General features: G+C 47.6%; 12 protein-coding genes and 2 pseudogenes. 8 read left to right on the top strand and 6 right to left on the bottom strand.

What is annotated here, in order from left to right; genetic code table 11:
- Positions 1-102 precede the first annotated feature (102 nt).
- Complete coding sequence (locus AABB92_RS22340; protein WP_082097640.1) at positions 103-531, top strand: recombinase family protein; 429 nt, start codon at positions 103-105, stop codon at positions 529-531.
- 383 nt (positions 532-914) lie between these two features.
- On the opposite strand, the gene AABB92_RS22335 is transcribed toward AABB92_RS22340, so the two are convergent.
- Entirely contained in the window at positions 915-1,382 is a 468-nt protein-coding gene (locus AABB92_RS22335; RefSeq protein ID WP_031377871.1) for a DUF2846 domain-containing protein, read from the bottom strand.
- 714 nt (positions 1,383-2,096) lie between these two features.
- On the opposite strand from AABB92_RS22335, the gene AABB92_RS22330 reads away from it, so the two are divergent.
- The gene (locus AABB92_RS22330; RefSeq protein WP_342557951.1) at positions 2,097-3,140 is read left to right on the top strand and encodes an acyltransferase family protein; all 1,044 of its coding nucleotides are present in this window, start codon (positions 2,097-2,099) and stop codon (positions 3,138-3,140) included.
- Positions 3,141-3,449: 309 nt separating this feature from the next.
- Here the strand turns inward: AABB92_RS22330 and AABB92_RS22325 are convergent.
- Positions 3,450-4,568: pseudogene (locus AABB92_RS22325) on the bottom strand (IS3 family transposase).
- Positions 4,569-4,709: 141 nt separating this feature from the next.
- Here AABB92_RS22325 and AABB92_RS22320 point away from each other — a divergent pair.
- A complete protein-coding gene (locus tag AABB92_RS22320) occupies positions 4,710-5,069 on the top strand; it encodes a hypothetical protein (RefSeq protein WP_031377868.1) in 360 nt (119 codons plus the stop codon).
- A 432-nt stretch (positions 5,070-5,501) separates the two neighbouring features.
- On the opposite strand, the gene AABB92_RS22315 is transcribed toward AABB92_RS22320, so the two are convergent.
- The gene (locus AABB92_RS22315) at positions 5,502-5,720 is read right to left on the bottom strand and encodes a hypothetical protein (protein WP_152659125.1); all 219 of its coding nucleotides are present in this window, start codon (positions 5,718-5,720) and stop codon (positions 5,502-5,504) included.
- Between the two features lie 716 nt (positions 5,721-6,436).
- Between AABB92_RS22315 and AABB92_RS22310 the strand changes: the two are divergent.
- Together AABB92_RS22310 and AABB92_RS22305 are read left to right on the top strand one after the other, a co-directional pair.
- A pseudogene (locus tag AABB92_RS22310) lies at positions 6,437-7,237 on the top strand (YsnF/AvaK domain-containing protein); the annotation flags it as partial.
- Positions 7,238-7,568: 331 nt separating this feature from the next.
- Positions 7,569-7,811, top strand: a complete 243-nt coding sequence (locus AABB92_RS22305; protein ID WP_031377866.1) for a hypothetical protein — start codon at positions 7,569-7,571, stop codon at positions 7,809-7,811.
- 41 nt (positions 7,812-7,852) lie between these two features.
- On the opposite strand, the gene AABB92_RS22300 is transcribed toward AABB92_RS22305, so the two are convergent.
- Positions 7,853-8,119, bottom strand: coding sequence for a hypothetical protein (locus tag AABB92_RS22300; RefSeq protein WP_193387676.1), 267 nt, complete (start codon positions 8,117-8,119; stop codon positions 7,853-7,855).
- A gap of 874 nt (positions 8,120-8,993) precedes the next feature.
- Here AABB92_RS22300 and AABB92_RS22295 point away from each other — a divergent pair.
- Complete coding sequence (locus AABB92_RS22295) at positions 8,994-10,277, top strand: globin domain-containing protein (RefSeq protein ID WP_031377865.1); 1,284 nt, start codon at positions 8,994-8,996, stop codon at positions 10,275-10,277.
- 746 nt (positions 10,278-11,023) lie between these two features.
- On the opposite strand, the gene AABB92_RS22285 is transcribed toward AABB92_RS22295, so the two are convergent.
- Entirely contained in the window at positions 11,024-11,458 is a 435-nt protein-coding gene (locus tag AABB92_RS22285) for a hypothetical protein (RefSeq protein ID WP_128088316.1), read from the bottom strand.
- 1,427 nt (positions 11,459-12,885) lie between these two features.
- Between AABB92_RS22285 and AABB92_RS22280 the strand changes: the two genes are divergently transcribed.
- The gene (locus AABB92_RS22280) at positions 12,886-13,140 is read left to right on the top strand and encodes a RepB family protein (protein WP_046289565.1); all 255 of its coding nucleotides are present in this window, start codon (positions 12,886-12,888) and stop codon (positions 13,138-13,140) included.
- Positions 13,141-13,423: 283 nt separating this feature from the next.
- Positions 13,424-14,020: a plasmid replication initiator RepA gene (repA, locus tag AABB92_RS22275; protein ID WP_193387677.1), complete on the top strand. Its 597-nt coding sequence runs from the start codon at positions 13,424-13,426 to the stop codon at positions 14,018-14,020.
- Here repA and AABB92_RS22270 read toward each other — a convergent pair.
- The gene (locus tag AABB92_RS22270) at positions 13,985-16,969 is read right to left on the bottom strand and encodes a Tn3 family transposase (RefSeq protein WP_046289566.1); all 2,985 of its coding nucleotides are present in this window, start codon (positions 16,967-16,969) and stop codon (positions 13,985-13,987) included. The two genes, repA and AABB92_RS22270, sit on opposite strands and share 36 nt — an antisense overlap.
- Positions 16,970-17,071 lie beyond the last annotated feature (102 nt).

Here is a 17,071-nt window from a genome sequence, read left to right as displayed (position 1 = left end):
AGTACCAGCGGACTGCCCACAGGATAATATGACGCTCAAAATGTCGGCCTTTGAAAGGATTCATGTGCTGCTCCTTCCGCTAAACAGTGGCATCAGTTTACCATCGCCAAATCTTTGCAACAGTGCCAAAATGGTGACGTCCTCATCGTTACAAAGCTGGACCGCCTTGGACGTAACGCTATGGATATCAGGAAAACTGTTGAACTGCTCGCCACCTCAGAAATCCGCGTTCACTGTCTGGCGTTAGGCGGTGTGGATCTCACCAGTCCGGCCGGAAAAATGACCATGCAGGTTATTTCTGCTGTCGCTGAGTTCGAACGAGACTTACTTCTTGAGCGTACCCATGCAGGTATTGCCCGGGCTAAAGCTTCAGGTAAACGTTTTGGCCGCCCGCCTGTCCTGAGCGAGGAACAAAAACGAGTAGTAGCAGAACGTCTTAAAGCCGGGATAAGCACCAGCGCCATTGCGCGTGAATTTAATACGACCCGGCAAACCATACTCAGGGTAAAAGCAGGGCAGCAGCAATCCTGAATACAGAAACTGCTTCAGACGCTAACGACTCTGACCGTCCGCTTTGTGCCAAAAGCGGAAGTTGTGTAAGCATAACTGCGACTAGGTTTGACTGAAACTGCGGATGTAAAAGACGATCTTGGTACTGGATAAATAAAACTGAGTATCCGGGTGACGGGGGAATTACGTAAGCGGGAGGAATGCCAGCGATGGACCGGATCGTTATGAGCGAATCGGGCACGACCCCAAAATCCTGATCCAATCAGAAATATAAGGCCGCTGATACTTCGAAAACCAAAAGGACAAAGTAGAAGATGTGTCTGCAATGCCTTAAACATACAGTCAAACCGGCCAGCGAATGATATTCAGCCCAGATGCGGGCTGGATATCAGCTTTTCCGCCGGTCAGTTATCGCAATGACCTGGCACTGCTAACTTAACTTCAGATTTAGAAACGACGCGCATCCCTTCGTTTTCGGAAACCTGCTCAAGTCCGGCACCACCAACAAAAACGCCCATTTTGATGTACTGGCGAACAAAGTAGTTTTTCCCGGATGTTAAACTGAGTGTCAGATTATTAGGTGAAAACTCGGATTCAGTTCCCAGCGTATGTGGTTGGCTGGTTGATATTTGTTGATAGAAAAAGACTCTGTCGGCCGTTTCACCAAGGCAGCGTCCGTCAAGATACACATCCTTTTTTAACGCTTTCCCCACAAAGCTGTCCCTGTATACATAAAGACCGGCTTTGCCATTCTCCGGAACCGGGAATGACTTAGCCGCCGTTGTTTCAGCATTACTGGCCAAAGGAACCGACGCACAACCACCCAGAAGCATTGAGGAAAGAAGGACAGCTACGAATATTATTTTATTCATTGAATTCTCATGGAGTTAAGTAAAAAAAACCTAATGAGAATAATCTTATTTTACACATATGTCACTAAGGGAAGCATTGAATTCTGACGACATCAATGTTCATCTTGACGCCGTCAAAGTCCGCTCCTCGCTCATAGCGGACATTGGCCTGTGCATAGTTCGCTTTGTGCCAAAGGCAGACGTTATAATTACCCGGCTGCGTTAATAAACAGTGTGCAGGCCATTTTTGTTCATACCAAAAAAACAGATGAGTGCTGCAATATATCGTGTTTATCCGTGATCATCGCACACGTTGGGATGGTTTACTCATATGTGCAACATCTTTAAGCGATGAGAGACTAAACGTATGCGCGTAATCGTTGGTAAACCTAAATTCTATATTGTCCTGCTCCCTCTGCAATAAACATGACAACCCGATGACATCTTTCTAACATTTCTGGTATAAAACAGTCGAATATTAAAGCCGCTCGCCGGGGAGCCGTTTTAAGTTAACACTCATACATTAGCGTGGCTTTATAAATCTCTCTTTTTTTCGCCAAAAATGTCTTTTTGTTACCCGTATTTCCCTGCTGCTTAATGACCAAATTAGAAAATCACAACCAAGAGTGAAAAGGAGGGGCCATATTGTTAATTAAGAAAAGAGCTAATTGCATACACTATTTTTTGGATGTTATAATAATATGATAAACCAACCTCGGATGCTTATTCATAAACATGAACAACAGACTAACCGGGCTAGATCTTCTTCGCTCAATCATCATGATTTTCGGCCCCACATTTCATGCTTCAATGCTCTACGGTGGCGCATGGGGATTTGATTATTCATTAAATCAAAATGTATGGGTTGTGGATGCACTCAATTTAACACACCCATTCAGGATGGAGCTTTTTTTTATCATTTCTGGATTTTTTTCAGCACTTTTAATAAAGCGAAAGGGTGCTAGTCATTTTATTTCAAGTCGAAAAAAAAGATTAATACGACCCACATTGCTGGCTGTAATGATAACCTTGCCTTTGATTGCAATGGAAATGTATTTCCTTTTCGATGACAAAGATTTGCGTGATTATCTCAGTTATAAGCACCTCTGGTTTCTTATTGTTCTTTCTCAGATAAGCATGCTCTTGATGCTTGCACCGGAAAAAATAAACAGGCTCGCCTCTTACATTGCAGAAAAGCTGAATAGGTTAACGTGGCCGTTCGTTTTTTCCTTGCTGTTTTTGGCCGTCTGTTTATCTGTTGCTGTAAGCAAAATAGTTAATATGCTGCTACCGAATTCTGTACTGAGTGTAAGCCAGATAATTCCAACCATACAATACATCCCTTTTTTCTTCACAGGAATGTTGCTGTTTTTTATCAAAAAGGATGTTAATAAAAAGGAGGCGATGTTTTTATCGGCGCTTTACCTTTTATGGTACTTTTTTAGCATTATTTTTAAAGGTGAGTTCAAAACTGCTATGAGCTTATGTCAGGTTTTTGCTGTAATCGCCCTGTGCCTGGCATTATTTTATACTTTCAAGAATTTAAATATAAAAGAAAATAAAACCATCACAGCTTTATCAAAGCTCGCCCTACCATTTTATTTAACTCACCTGCCTATTTTAATATTTCTGGGATGGGTATGGAGTAAATCGGGAATTTCAAGAGATCCTGTTTTATTCTTAACTTATGTTATTGTACTAAACATAATTTTTAGCTTTGCAGCGTCTATCCTCATCAGAAAAAGCCAAAAGATGTCAATTTTTCTGGGACTGGCATAACGTCATGAAATTTCGACAGGCCGCGGCTAAATCATGTTCAAAGCTTCTCCAGGCATACACAATAAAGACTAACTGTGAGCACTCAGTTACTCGTAAATGGAATGCTCTTTTTAGGGTTGCCGTCCGCTTGTCGTGTGAGTTCAACTGATCGATGCAACGCTATCCTGTAACGAGGAGGACATTGCCATGAAACAACGAACCCGCATTTACTACACGCCAGAGCAGAAAGCGATCATCTGGGGCAGGTATAAGCAAGGTGATTCTTTACATGATATCGCCATGACCTGCCCCCAGTATTAGATACAACCGTCAGTTAGTGATGTCGGTTTTTTTACCTTCACATTTTCCATTCCGCCACCGTGCTGCAAACTCTGATGGCGTCTGATAATTCAGTGCTGAATGTGGACGACACTCGTTATAATCCTGTCGCCAGTCATTAATGATTTTCCTGGCGTGAACGATATCGCTGAACCAGTGCTCATTCAGACATTCATCGCGAAATCGTCCGTTAAAGCTCTCAATAAATCTGTTCTGTGTTGGCTTGCCCGGCTGGATTAAGCGCAACTCAACACCATGCTCAAAGACCCATTGATCCAGTGCGCGGCATGAAATCCGGCCCCTGGTCAGTTCTTATCGTCGCCGGATAGCCTCGAAACAGTGCAATGCTGTCCAGAATACGCGTGACCTGAACGCCTGAAATCCCGAATGCGATGGTAATTGTCAGGCACTCCTTCGTGAAGTCGTCCACACAGGTCAGGCACTTGATCCTGTGACCGGTGGCCAGCGCGTCCATGACGAAATCCATCGACCAGGTCAGGTTGGGCGCCGCCGGGCGGAGCAGTGGCAGACGTTCTGTTGCCAGCCCTTTACGACGTCGTCTGCGTTTTACGCCCAGCCCACTCAGATGATAAAGGCGGTACACGCGCTTGTGATTAACATGAAGGCCTTCACGGCGCAGTAACTGCCAGATGCGGCGGTAGCCAAAACGCCTGCGCTCCAGTGCCAGCTCAGTGATGCGCCCTGATAAATGCGCATCAGCCGCCGGACGCTGAGCCTCATAGCGGCAGGTCGACAGGGACAAACCTGTAAGCCTGCAGGCACGACGTTGCGACAGACCGGTCGCATCACACATAAACTCAACGGCTTCCCGCTTCTGGTCTGTCGTCAGTACTTTCGCCCCAGAGCCACCTGAAGTGCCTCCTTATTCAGCATGGCTTCGGCAAGCAGCTTCCTGAGTCTGGCGTTCTCTTCCTCAAGCGACTTCAGGCGCTTAACCTCGGGCACCTCCATACCTCCATACCTCTTACGCCAGGTGTAAAAGGTAGAGTCGGAAATGGCGTGCTTACGGCAGAGCGCACGGGCAGAAACCCCGGCTTCAGCCTCGCGGATGATACTGATGATCTGTTCGTCGGAAAAACGCTTCTTCATGGGGATGTCCTCATGCGGCTTATGAAGACATTACTAGCATCGCGGTGTATTAATCAACGGGGAGCAGGTCACTTAGCTCGTAATATCTCACTACTTGAACTTTGCAATCCGTGTTTATAGAGGGTCTCGACAAGGAGAGTTATGACTAACAAAACGATTTATTTTATCCACTGCCCGAGCCCTACGTTAGGTCGTTCGCCTTTACATGGCGGGTATTTCCCTTATTTTCTGACTGAGAAGTTTATTAAAAGCTTGCAAAGAGAACTCGACAGTAGGGGGTTGCCCTGGCAGGTGATGCCAGATGATACCGGGTCAGATATTGAAGCACTAATTGAGCGTAAGGCTGCGTTGCTTGTCTGTGCTCCGGGGCTCAGGTTTCAGTTTTATCATCAGGGATTTGAGAAACGTAACATTATCTGGTTAGGTGTTATGGAGTACGTTTCTGTCGACACATCTGAGATCATCAACAGGCTTAACGAGCTGGTATCAGCGGATACTTAGGGCAAAGTCAGGTATCCGCTTTATGTACCCAAACGTCCGCTCTTCGCTCATAGCGGACCTTCCCTGTATTAATTAGCTTGTAAAAACTTCAGACATCCGCTCATTTTCGCTTATCTCTCCCTCATTTGAGGCTACAGCATCGCCCACCGGACCAGATTCAGGCTGACAACCGCCGTTGCCATCAGACCCCAGCCGGTAAGCGCAACAGCGCTCACGTCCCGGCGCTGCCCGGGAATCGGGGGGGCAATGCGTTGGCTGTTTATTCTTTTATTGCAGATTGCAGGCAAAAAAATACCCGCACAGGGCGGGTAAAAATTCGTTACAGAGGAGACCTCCGCATTAACTGTAGACCGTAATACCTGCGTTAGGTTTATTAATTAATTGTTTAATAAAGATTTAACCTGGCTATGGTTTTATTCCGGGCCAGCCAGATTACTTCTCACTGTTAACTTCAGCCAGCTGCCAGATTTTTTCACGAATGGCTTCCTGTTCTTTTTTATCCGCCGCGGCTTCAGGTTCACCAAACAGCGACCAGATTTTTTCTTCCAGCTCCGGTTTCGCCTGCTCATGGCCTGAGATACTGAACTGCGTGTCATCATTCGCATAATGCTTAACGCCGTTATTTACATAGTCTGCTGATTTCATTGTCATGAATGCTCCGTTATCTGTCCGGCCGCTCTTTGTCCTGGTGGGTGAAGATGAAAAAAGCCCGCAAATAAGCAGCGGGCAAAAGTAACAAGGATTTCTCTTAGGTGCACATTTCATACTTTCTGTGCAGCTGTAGATTCTGGCTAAAGAGTTCTTGTTTGCAAGCGAGGCGTATTCCGGCTGCGCAGTTTCAGCCCTTCGCCATCAGTTTCCGGCCAGTAAGCGCTGCAGGGCTGGTTTCCCTGCATTGCCGGCGAGCCAGAAGAAGTCTGCGAGGTGCTGATGAAACTCCTTTTAAAAAAGGCCATTATTCCTTTTCCTGCAGCAGGATTCAGCAGGGCTACGCGAAACCAGGCGCGGGCAGATTCATCTTGTGTTGTTACCCCGTCTGTTTAAAACGCTGTCATTTCTCAGAAACCGCCAGCTTTTGCTTACGAATTTATGACGAGCCGCATGGGTTTGTGTCATTTTTCTCATCACGGCCTCTTCACCGGGCACTTTCTGTCAGTTTCTCCAGGTTATGCCAGGCTTGTTTGTGTACGTGCCAGTGATTTCGCCGGAAAATTTGCAGGGGAATATATTTTCTGTCGCCCGGGTCGGGCATAACCCTTTAAGCACGCCGGCCCGCAGCCCGCTTAAAGGGTTATGCCCGCGGGACCCGGTAAAAGGTACGTATGTACAACCGTTGCAGGATATAACACATCTGAACTGTCACCCAGGAGAGACCCATGGCTCATGAAACAATCGTAACGATGTTCAGTACCTTAACTCTGGCAGAAGGTGCGAAGCGTAACCTGATTAAGGCCGGCTTCAGCGATGATGATATTGATATTATCTCAGGCGAACGCCTCCGTTCTGAGGGGCAAGAAGCGCGTCATCCCGGTTTCTGGCAACGCCTGTTTGGCAACACCCTTGAGGAAGACCAGGAAGAAGTTTACGAAGATGCGCTGCGAACTGGCGGGGTGGTTCTGTCGCTTCGTGCCGATGAGGATGAAGCCCCGCGCGCGCTGGGTATTCTGGATGCGCATGAGGAACTTACAGGGCGCAGCGCAGCGGCCCCGGCTGATTACACGACTGATGATGAGCTTAATTCGCCTCCGGGGGGAAAAAGTAACCAGACCGGCACGGATGCAGTACGGACATCACTGACCGGTGATGAAAGCGAGGAAGACGTTCTTCGCCTGGCTGAAGAACGACTGGAAGTCGGTAAGCGACTGGTCAGCGAGGGCTCTACCCGTGTCCGCCGCTATACCGTTACCGATCGCGTTTCGGAAAATATCTCATTGCGCGAACAGCACGCCGAAATTTTCCGTCGCCCCCTCAGTGAAACCGGCTCGCCGGACAGCGTTGACTGGTCAGAAAAAACGGTAGAAGTTGCTGAAACCCATGAACAACCCGTCATTAACAAAACGGCGCACATCAAAGAAGAAGTGGTGGTACGCAAAGATGAAAGCGATCGGGTGGAGACGGTCAGTGACTCAGTGCGCCGTCAGGAAGTGGATATCGATCATGCAGATACCGTGCAGGCCTCAGACATAGCTCCTGATGCCGGGACATTGCCGGAGGCATCCGGTTCAGATAATGCCAGAGAGTATGACGTCACGTCAGGTCAGGCACGAACGGATCACCCGGAGCACAAAGAAAGCTTAGCCGACAAGGCAGGTGACAAAATTGCGGAAGCCAAAGAGAAAGTCGAAGACAAGTTCAAAAAGCCGTAATTTATTTCCCTGGCGATAACCACCGCTCAGGCCCGCATCAAGATGTGCGGGCTTTTTTCACCTGTTAACTGCCGGCTATTGTGCGTGCTTTCCGCTCACAGTAGCCCCTGAAAACCTGCTCAATGGCGGCTTTATGGCAGAAGCGGATATTACAAGCCTGAAAGTGCCTGAAGCTGGTCACAGTGATTATTTGTCAGCTCTGCTTTTGCCTGAGGAAATAAATGAAGTTTTCCTGCCTGAATCGCTCCAGATTACCGGAAAATTATACAGTCAGCGCGGGCTTTCACCTGTAAAAAAATCCGGTAACTTTTACAGAGCATTTGCAGGCCCCATGGCTTCGCTTCTTTTATTAATCTTTGTTGATGGCCTGAAATAAAAACAGCGAAAGCATTTCCAGGAAAATTGCCTCTCCGCTAATTAAGGCTTTTCCAGAGGAAAAAGCCGGGCAGGTGCTGATGGCTTTTTCGCGAGACAAGTGGCCGCACGTTTGGGGATCAGGCACTCTTCGCAGGGCGTTACTGATTTAAAGTTATTTCGGGCGATGCCCAGAGCCAGAAATAACTGACCAAATTCTCCCAGCAAAATCATGTCCTCTGCATTATTTCTGACATGTATACACGTACCGTTATGGACAACATGGTTGTTTGCTACTTTTGAAATGCTTATATAGTACATATTTTTCATTATTATAGTCCCAGAGCTTATAAGCTGAGCTTTATAATGACACAAGCAAATAAAAATCATTAGTTTAATTTATATAAACCATCCGTGATTTTATTCTCTTTTGTTATTGTCCGGATTAAGACTTTTTATCAGTGGTTTATATGATATCAGTAATAGCAAAGCGCACTTATCCAGCCTGTAACTGACTCGTTTTTCAAACTCACTGAAATAAAAAAACGGATTACATCAGTTAATCTGAAGGATCATTTATCTTTCGTTCGGCTCATGCTAAAAATGCGTTAACCAGCGTGAATGCCACGTTACGCTTTAATGCATTGCGACAGAAAGTAGCGATGAAAATCCTGTCAGTCCCGTACAGGGAAAGCGGTCCTGCCTGATTTCGGCTGTTATCCCTGTGGCTTAACCCGTGATGTCGCGCAGGCTTATTCTCTGCACCACTTCTTATTAAAAGCTGACTCTGCTCCGTAGGGTGCCTCCGCTTACACGTCTGAGCGCAGGCCCGCTAATCTCTTACTTAACCACCCGGATATTCTTTCACCGTTTCAGTTTGAAAGATGCAAACACAACCTGTTTTGCTCCGACAGATTACTGGCTCCTGTTATGGCGGAGGCTGACCTGTGTGAAAAGGCAGTCCAGAGCAGGTTAATGCGAGCCTTATCTGCCGTTAACTTTTTATCAACGGCTTCGCCTGGTTTTCGGTATCCGGCCTGCAATGACTCAGGCCAGCCTTAGATTGGTTTTCTGCAGGTAAGCCGGTCTGTAGCCAGGAGTATCGACAGGGTCTATATTTAGGTTGGTATTGAAAACTGCCCCGGGAGGGGTGTCTGGTTTTCTTTGAGTCTTTATAAGCGGCTGATAAAAATGTGAGGCAGGCATGTTAAATGAAAAACAGAAAGACCTGGTCAAGGCAACGGTACCGGTACTGAAAGAAAACGGTGAGGCTTTAACGGACTATTTTTATAAGCGTATGTTAAAAAATAATCCCGGGCTGAAAGAAACCTTCAATATGGGCCATCAGCGCAGCGGTGCGCAGGCAAAAGCTCTGGCGGGAGCCGTGCTGGCCTACGCCGAAAATATAGACAATCCGGCAGTGCTGTTACCGGTTATTGAGCTCATTTGCAATAAACACGTCAGCCTGAATATCCAGTCGCCGGACTATGATATTGTTGGCGAAAATTTACTGCATTCAATAAGTGAAGTACTCAGCATCCCCATGGATGATGAACTGATAACAGCCTGGGGTGCGGCATATAAACAGCTCGCTGACATTTTTATTTCAACAGAAAATCAGCTTTACGATGAGCGTAAACAGTCTCCGGGCAGCTGGACAGGATGGCGAAACTTTATCGTGGACAAAAAAGTAAAAGAAAGTGAAGAAATCACTTCTTTTTATCTGGTTCCACAGGACGCACAGCCGCTTCCGGCTTATAAACCCGGCCAGTATATAACCTTACGGGTGCTGGTTCCGGCGCTGGGCATTAAGCAACCGCGCCAGTACAGTTTATCCAGCAGCCCGGCGGATAATTACCTGCGGATATCTGTTAAACGAGAGGATGCCCGCACGGAAGGGCAGGATCCGGGCTATGTCTCCTCCACGTTGCATAATAGCGTTGATAAGGGCAGCGTTGTTGAACTCAGCGCCCCAGCAGGAAATTTTTATCTGCTGAACCCGGATACGAACAACGTACTCATCAGCGCAGGCGTCGGGCTGACGCCGATGATTTCTATGGTTAATCATTTGCTTGCAGAGCATGCCGATCCAAACTTTAAACCGGCATTACGTGAAGGCATAAATGCCGGAACCAGAGAATACCGGGCGCTGAAAAAAGAAATATACTTTATTCATGCGGCGCGCAGTTCTGAAGTGCATGCATTGCGTAAGGAGCTGAAAAACTTAGCCAGCCAGAATGATAATCTTCACGTTTTTATTGCCTATGAAAATGTAAAAGAAGATGAGGTCCCCGGTAAAGATTATCAGGTGAAGGGAAGGCTCGATTTAAACGCTCTTCCGGCGGCATATCTGCCTGCAGAGGCTGATTACTATTTATGCGGACCGGTTCCGTTTATGCAGGAACAATATCGCTCTTTAATCAGTCTGGGCGTGCCGGAGGAGAAGATATTCAGTGAAGCTTTCGGGACTGGCGGGCTGCATCTGTAGGTCCGTCTTTATGACGGTATTAAACGTCCTTTTCCGTATTTACTTTAGCTCTCTGTAACCGCTTTCGTTAAACGTACAGAACCCGAAGCCAGCAGCTGTTTTGCTGGCTTTGCTGCTCCTCCGTCATCCGGGCTAAGGCCAGAAGTCCCGTTTGCAGCGTTGTTTTCTGAACATACAAAACTTCTGAAGGTTCTTCCTGGGCTTAAAGGCGTCGTCTGGAGCAGCACGGTAGGTGTCCGGTAACGGGACTTCACAACAATGCATATTTGAAATGGTTGTGCTCGCCGGCTGACCACCCCTGCCGTCAGAAGCTAAACAGGATGCTGACCTGTTTTTCTTTGATTTGCTGTTCGAACAGCTTGCGTCACAACGGGGAAAGGGACTAATGCCGCAATGTTACCGTTAAGCTGACGGCCGTTTCTTCATGTGCGTTACCACTCGGCCACTGACCACCACGGCATTGGGAACCGTCACCTCATAGTTCTCTCGGGCAGGATTTTGGTTGCCAGCATACCCCCCGCTGACCACACCCTCATGATCGGCAATCCTTATCACCTCGCCTGTACGTAGCGCACGGGAACAGGTCAGAACCAGTTCACTCATGGCGTGGTTCATCACGCCGGCAGAGCCTGGTGTTAGCGTCAGGCCGAAGAAAGCGCTTATCTTCAAACGCCAGCGAATCTGCACCTGGCAGAACGGCAAGAGCAATTTTAATATGAGAGCAGAGCCTGAGAGGAGTTAAGTTGTCAGTAGTTGCCCGGCGAGTGCTTTCTGGGTACGCGGTGGACGTTACTTTTAGCCCTCAACTCAGGAACAGGCACAGGGGAGAGACGCGCCTCAGGTTTTTGACGCATCCTGACAGGCTCGCTCTCAGGTTTAACCGTTAAAGGTGGTGCAGCACAGATACGCGGCTTAACGGTAATGGCTTCCTGTCTGGCTTTCGGTTTAACAGCTTCAACCATAACTACCGGTCCAGGGATGCTGTGCTTCCCTTTTAAGCAGTCAGGGCATTGGCTGATATCACTGTAACGGCGTTTAGCCGCGGCCGCAGCCTGATGATATTCATAAAACGAGCCCAGGAATATTTGTCCTTCTTGCCGCAGCTTTTTACAACCCTTGCAATGCACGGTTATCCCTAAAAAAGGATCAATACAGGCATAGTAATAATACGACTTTATCACCGTTATTTCCTTTAAGTTCTGTGTGTAACCTTGAATATAAAAAGATTAATTTGGTAGTGCGTTGATTTCCCTGGTGCAGCAATAAAATCTTATTTTTTTGACGCATTCCATACTACACATAGTCAGGCAATTAACCAACCCACTAAAATTAGTAGTGCCACGCCCTGTGATCGTAAAAGACACAATATTTCAGGAGCTGTAATTTCTTGCTGGCTTACGAATCCTTTAAAGTGAGTCGATAGTTCCTTAGGAATTTAAAAAACCAGAAACACACTTTGTAGAAAATGCTTGTCAAATGTTATAACTGCAACTTTACATTTTCCAGTACGTCAGAAAAGACGATTATTTTTTACGCACTTTTTATTTTAATAAAATTTCAGGCATTCCCTAAAATGCCAGGGTATTCAGCTAATAATTGCCAGCTTTAAAGCCAGTCTTCATTTTCTTCAATTCCGTTTGCTATGCCTGAGGGAATGATTACCGCTAACTAATGGAATAACAAGCTTAAATCTTAGTTTACATCAGATCTCCCAGAAGTATTATATATATTAATGATCCCATCCGCCTGAAAGATAAGAATTATTTAACTGATTTGGTTTCCGGTAAAAATAAGATAAATCCATTAATATCCTTGATCGCTCAGCATAATATAAATCGAATATTTAGTTTAATAATACGCAAAGTCTTTCAGTAATTTAGAAGCTGCAATTTTTTTGGATAACCGGAAAAATTTACTGCGCGGTTGTTCTGTCGTTTGCTTAACATTTCACAATGCCAGGCCAATTCTCCGCTCACAGCCGCCGGCGCCAGTTAGCATAAGCAACTTTGTTTACAAAGCAAAAGAAAGGATGCTTCAGGTATAGCTTTATCATCTGCTGCCGATACTATGTATAGCGGTTGCGGGGAAGCCGGACGGCCAACACCAAGGCAAAACGTTCAAGCTTTCCCGCAGTGGTCTTCAGTAAAACCAGGTGTGTAGCGAATATCTTCAAATTAGGAATTTTCCCCGCAAATTTTAATTTCCTTGGATTCTGAAAGTTAGAACATTCTTTTTACGCACCCGTACGTGACATTAGGGTATACCCAAATGTCATAGGGTAAATCGCGCCTGAAAACCCCTAATGTCATCACTTATAAGTCATGGGGCATATTGTCATAACCTAAAAGTCACCGGCTCGAAGGGTGTATAAGGTTCGATGTTTGTTCAACGTAATACTCACGATACTAAATAGGGGCTAATGGCATATATCTCGTTACATTGCCCTCAATGAAGTGGGGCGTATGCTGCGGAATAAGACCGCTTCTTACTGACTACCTGAACTGTCAGCCAGTTCAATGGTGGCGTGGCAAGTCTTGTAAATTAAAGATATTACTGATTTGGCTTATGCTATTCTGCGGAAAGTCTTATTTTGCAACAGGGTACGAGCATGAGCCCCCGTGATTCAGTAACATCAGCTCCCGAAAAGAAAACCACTCGCAACAGAAAGAACCCGACTTCGGATAAAGAGCGAGTACGTGCCTACCAGGCACGTAAACGTGAGACGCATAAAGAAATCAAGGTATTCATACGTACTGAGCAGAAACAAGCGTTAATCAGGTTATGCGAAGAAGCGGGTAAGACTCAGGCAGAAATGCTTGAACACCTTATCGAAGCCGAAACTAAAAAAAAGGGTTTTTCGTAAGGGGATTACGTTATTGCTCAGCATTATAATGAGTGATAGATTACGAATAGTTGAGAATTCATGGCTGGCCACGCCGGAAGGTGGCAGGGATCTGAGGCGGTAGTACCAAATCAGAAAAGAAAAAACCCCGATAATCTTTCTTGTTTGGCGACGCGACAAGATTACCGGGGCCCTAGAGAACCGCATAGAACGATTGCTCTATGCGGGGAGTATAGATTTATGCCCGGAAAAAGACAATCCGTTCTGTGCGTACTCCTCCCGTGCAATTTAAGCGCAGGGCGGGGTGGATAAACGCACTTTAGTTACTCAGGCTAAAAGACCTGATAATCGGCACCGTGGCGAACACTCAACCGCCTGCAAATGCTCTAATCCTGAGTGGCTTGCACCCAAAGGCTATCGCCGCCTGCCGGGCCAGATGGGGCACGCCATGAACCGCCTTGTGAATAAGGATAAGCGCACAGGAAAAATGACCCTGCGCCAGCGCATGTCCCGTCACCCCTACTTTGTGCAACTGCGCGACGTCGCTGGCCGCAAGCGTGACTTTCGCCCGGAGAAGCAGGCGCTGTATGACGCCATGTGGCCCCTGTGTGTTCAGCGCGCAGATCTTGCCACCTCGGTTGTTACCTTTAACGGCAGCAAGCTTGCCGACGAACTGAGCCCGAAAGATGAAAACGGCAACGTCATTCCGAAAACGCGCGTAGAGCCCAGCCGGCTGTCCCGCCTGTTTGAAGAATGGGAACGATATGGCCTGATAGAGCGTCCTGACCTTGAAATGGACCCGATGACGGGCTACTGCATGCCGCGACATATCGGGGTCCGCTTGGAAAACGGAAAATATCCTACGCTAAGCCTGTTTTTTGTACAGACTGCTGTCTACTGAGCGTAATGAACGGTATTTCCCCTGTCCCAGCTTGAGGTTTGTTCGCCAGACGTAATCCCCACTCAGGTTGATGTGTTCCCATCCCAGAGGGGACAGATGAGAAATCAGCTGGTCATTGAATGGGATCCCTTTTCGCTTCAGAGAATCTATGGCTCTTTCTATATATACCGTATTCCAGAGTGAGATCGCCGCAGTCAGCAACGTCAGCCCACTGGCCCGGTAACTCTGGTTTTCCAGTCCCCGATCTCTGATTTCCCCCAGCCGGTGCATAAAGACTGCGCGCGCAAGGGCATTGCGGGCCTCACCTTTATTCAGCCCTGCCTGTACGCGTCGACGCAGGGAAGGATCCCGGAACCAGTCCAGCATAAACAATGACCTCTCGATGCGACCAATTTCCCTCAACGCTTTTGCCAGACCATTTTGTTTCGGATAGCTGGCCAGCTTTTTCATCATCAGTGATGCTGTTACCGTGCCCTGCTTTACAGAACTCGCCAGACGCAGCACCTCACTCCAGTGAGTTTCAATGTCCTTTAGATTCAGACTGGTTGTGGAGATGATTGACTGAAGCCCCGGATACAACTCGGCTTTTCCATGAATAAACAGCCGCTTGTCATGAAGATCCCGGATCCTTGGCGCAAAAGCGAATCCAAGCAGATGCATCAGCGCGAAAACATGCTCAGTGAAACCTGCTGTGTCGGTGTAATGTTCTGTGATTTCCAGATCGCTTTCGTGATACAGCAAACCGTCAAGTACGTGAGTAGAGTCACGCACACGGCTGATGACTTTGGTATAAAACGGGCTGTACTGGTCCGAAATATGCGTGTAAATCTGCACGCCTGGCTCCTGACCGTATTTCAGATTGACCTGGCCTGCATAGCGCCCATGACTACCCACCCTAAAATTTTGCCCATCAGACGAGGAGGTTGTTCCATCGCCCCAGAATGCCGCCAGAGGCCGTTTTTTCTGGGCATTGACCAGTTCGGCCAGTGCTACTGAATAGGTTTCATCCCTGATGTACCAGGCCTGAATGCCTTCAAGTGACGATTTTGTCGTTCCCGGACAGGATTCGGCCATTTTTGTCAGCCCAAGGTTGATGCCATCGGCCAGAATGGTGGTCAGTAACAACTTTTTGTCTTTAGGTCTGATGTGATGATTTTTGAGATGTGTGAAATGGCGGGTAAAACCGGTCCAGCCGTCCACTTCATCCAGCATTTCAGTAATTTTAGGGTGAGGCAGCATGCCATAAACCAGATCGGCAAAAGGGGATATTGTTGAAGGGACACTGTTATCCAGCGGGGTAATTTTCACGCCTTTATCCGATATATCAACATCGGGCAAATCACCGGCCAGCGCCATCGCATTCACTTCCTCCAGGCGCGATGCCAGAAGCATCATACGGCTCTTGATGTATTCATGGCAATCGGTAGGAATAGCAAGGGGTAGCTGATTATCCCGGAGTGATTTTTCAAAATCACCAGACGGGATCAGATAATCATCGAAATTCTGGTAACGGCGCGACCCTTTTACCCAGATGTCACCAGAACGTAAGGCTCCCTTCAGCTCATTCAGCACGCAAAATTCGTAATATTTTCGATCAATGCCGGAGGGAGTGATCACCACCTTTCTCCAGCTTTCCGGGATGAACCCGGTTGGCGCGGAAGGCGGTACTTTTCGGAGTTGTTTGCGATGCATCTCTCTGACGGTCTCCAGCCCATCACTAAGCTGCATTGCAGCGGGAGCAGCCATAAACTGCAACGCGGACAGCATCCGGGGAGCATATTTACGCAGCGTACTGTATTTTTCTGTGATCAGATGCAACGGGTCGAAGTTGTCCTTACGTGACAGGAACCGAGTTTCTTCCACGCTGTTGATGAATTCCTGCCAGGGAAGGACGTCTTCTATTGCGGCCCAGGGATCTTCACCAGACTCTCTGGCGTTAAGCAATGCCTGCCCGACGGTAACGTATTGCTTCAGCTTACTCTGAATCAGCTTACCCGTTTGCTGGAGTCGCTCGGCCTGCGTGCGTTTTGCCCTGCTGAACAGACTGCCCAGAATACGCTCGTGCAGCTCAATAACTTCGTCTGTCAGGGTGGCCCTGGCTTCCGATATGACACAAACAAGCGAGGCATAACGGCGAACATCAGTGAATTTTGCCAGGTCACGGCTACTCATTTTCCTGCCTTCGCGTGCGAGTTTCAGGAGCCGGTTCTGGTGAACGGAAAGCGCAATGCCGTCAGGCAGTGCCAGCGACTCAATCGCATTTAACCGGTCGATATGTTGCAGGACGTTTTTACCATTAATTTTTCCCGGAGGCTGGAGCAGCCAGGCCAGCCGTGAAGGTTGCTCCCCCTCAGAGACTAGCAGGCGGTCCAGCGCCGCTTTATGTCCCGGCTCAAGCTGCGCGGTAAGTGCAGAAAAGACCGCTCTGTCTGCAAGCGTTGTTGCTTCGGCCAAGGTTCGCTCGATGACTTCAACAGAAGGGAATATCACCTTATTATTGTGGAGCCAGGAGAGCATTTCCTCCGCAAGCAAAAAGCCTCTGTCTGTCCGCATGGCGTGGGGATAAAGGTGGCGAATACAGGCTTTTTGTAGCGCCCGGTTGAAGGGGGATAATTCCAGGTAGCGATAAAGTTCAGCCAGATGTTCCCAGCGGGTGACTTCTCTTGATGCATACTCGGCCCACAAATCAGGCTGAAGTTTCAAGTGAGCCGCCAGCCGGGAAACAACCCCGTCGTGAGGGGAGATATTTTTGTCGGGTGGAAATCCCGGCCCTCGCAAATAGCAGAGTAAAACAGCAAAGCCCAGGCGGTTTGCGGGTCTGCGGTGTTTATTAATAAGCGCGAGGTCATGTTCACTCAAAAAACACATGCGCGTCAGAAGAACGTCATCGTCCGGCACAACCAACAAACGTTCTTTTTCTTCACTGCTGAGTATTTGTCTCCGTGGCATAGATGCTTCCTCTGCATATAGTTTATTTGAGTTATCGCTTTATGCTGACCGAAACCGACTGGTTTCGTACACCTTCTAAATAATATGTCCGAAAGTCAGTAA

Origin of the sequence: Pantoea brenneri, assembly GCF_038594305.1 — a bacterium.
GTDB lineage: Bacteria > Pseudomonadota > Gammaproteobacteria > Enterobacterales > Enterobacteriaceae > Pantoea > Pantoea brenneri.
This window is presented reverse-complemented; position numbering and strand designations above follow the sequence as displayed.

Coding starts and splice junctions, on each gene's coding strand:
- AABB92_RS22335 (WP_031377871.1), bottom strand. CDS start 1,382: ATGAATAAAATAATATTCGTAGCTGTCCTTCTTTCCTCAATGCTTCTG.
- AABB92_RS22330 (WP_342557951.1), top strand. CDS start 2,097: ATGAACAACAGACTAACCGGGCTAGATCTTCTTCGCTCAATCATCATG.
- AABB92_RS22320 (WP_031377868.1), top strand. CDS start 4,710: ATGACTAACAAAACGATTTATTTTATCCACTGCCCGAGCCCTACGTTA.
- AABB92_RS22315 (WP_152659125.1), bottom strand. CDS start 5,720: ATGACAATGAAATCAGCAGACTATGTAAATAACGGCGTTAAGCATTAT.
- AABB92_RS22305 (WP_031377866.1), top strand. CDS start 7,569: ATGGCAGAAGCGGATATTACAAGCCTGAAAGTGCCTGAAGCTGGTCAC.
- AABB92_RS22300 (WP_193387676.1), bottom strand. CDS start 8,119: ATGAAAAATATGTACTATATAAGCATTTCAAAAGTAGCAAACAACCAT.
- AABB92_RS22295 (WP_031377865.1), top strand. CDS start 8,994: ATGTTAAATGAAAAACAGAAAGACCTGGTCAAGGCAACGGTACCGGTA.
- AABB92_RS22280 (WP_046289565.1), top strand. CDS start 12,886: ATGAGCCCCCGTGATTCAGTAACATCAGCTCCCGAAAAGAAAACCACT.
- AABB92_RS22270 (WP_046289566.1), bottom strand. CDS start 16,969: ATGCCACGGAGACAAATACTCAGCAGTGAAGAAAAAGAACGTTTGTTG.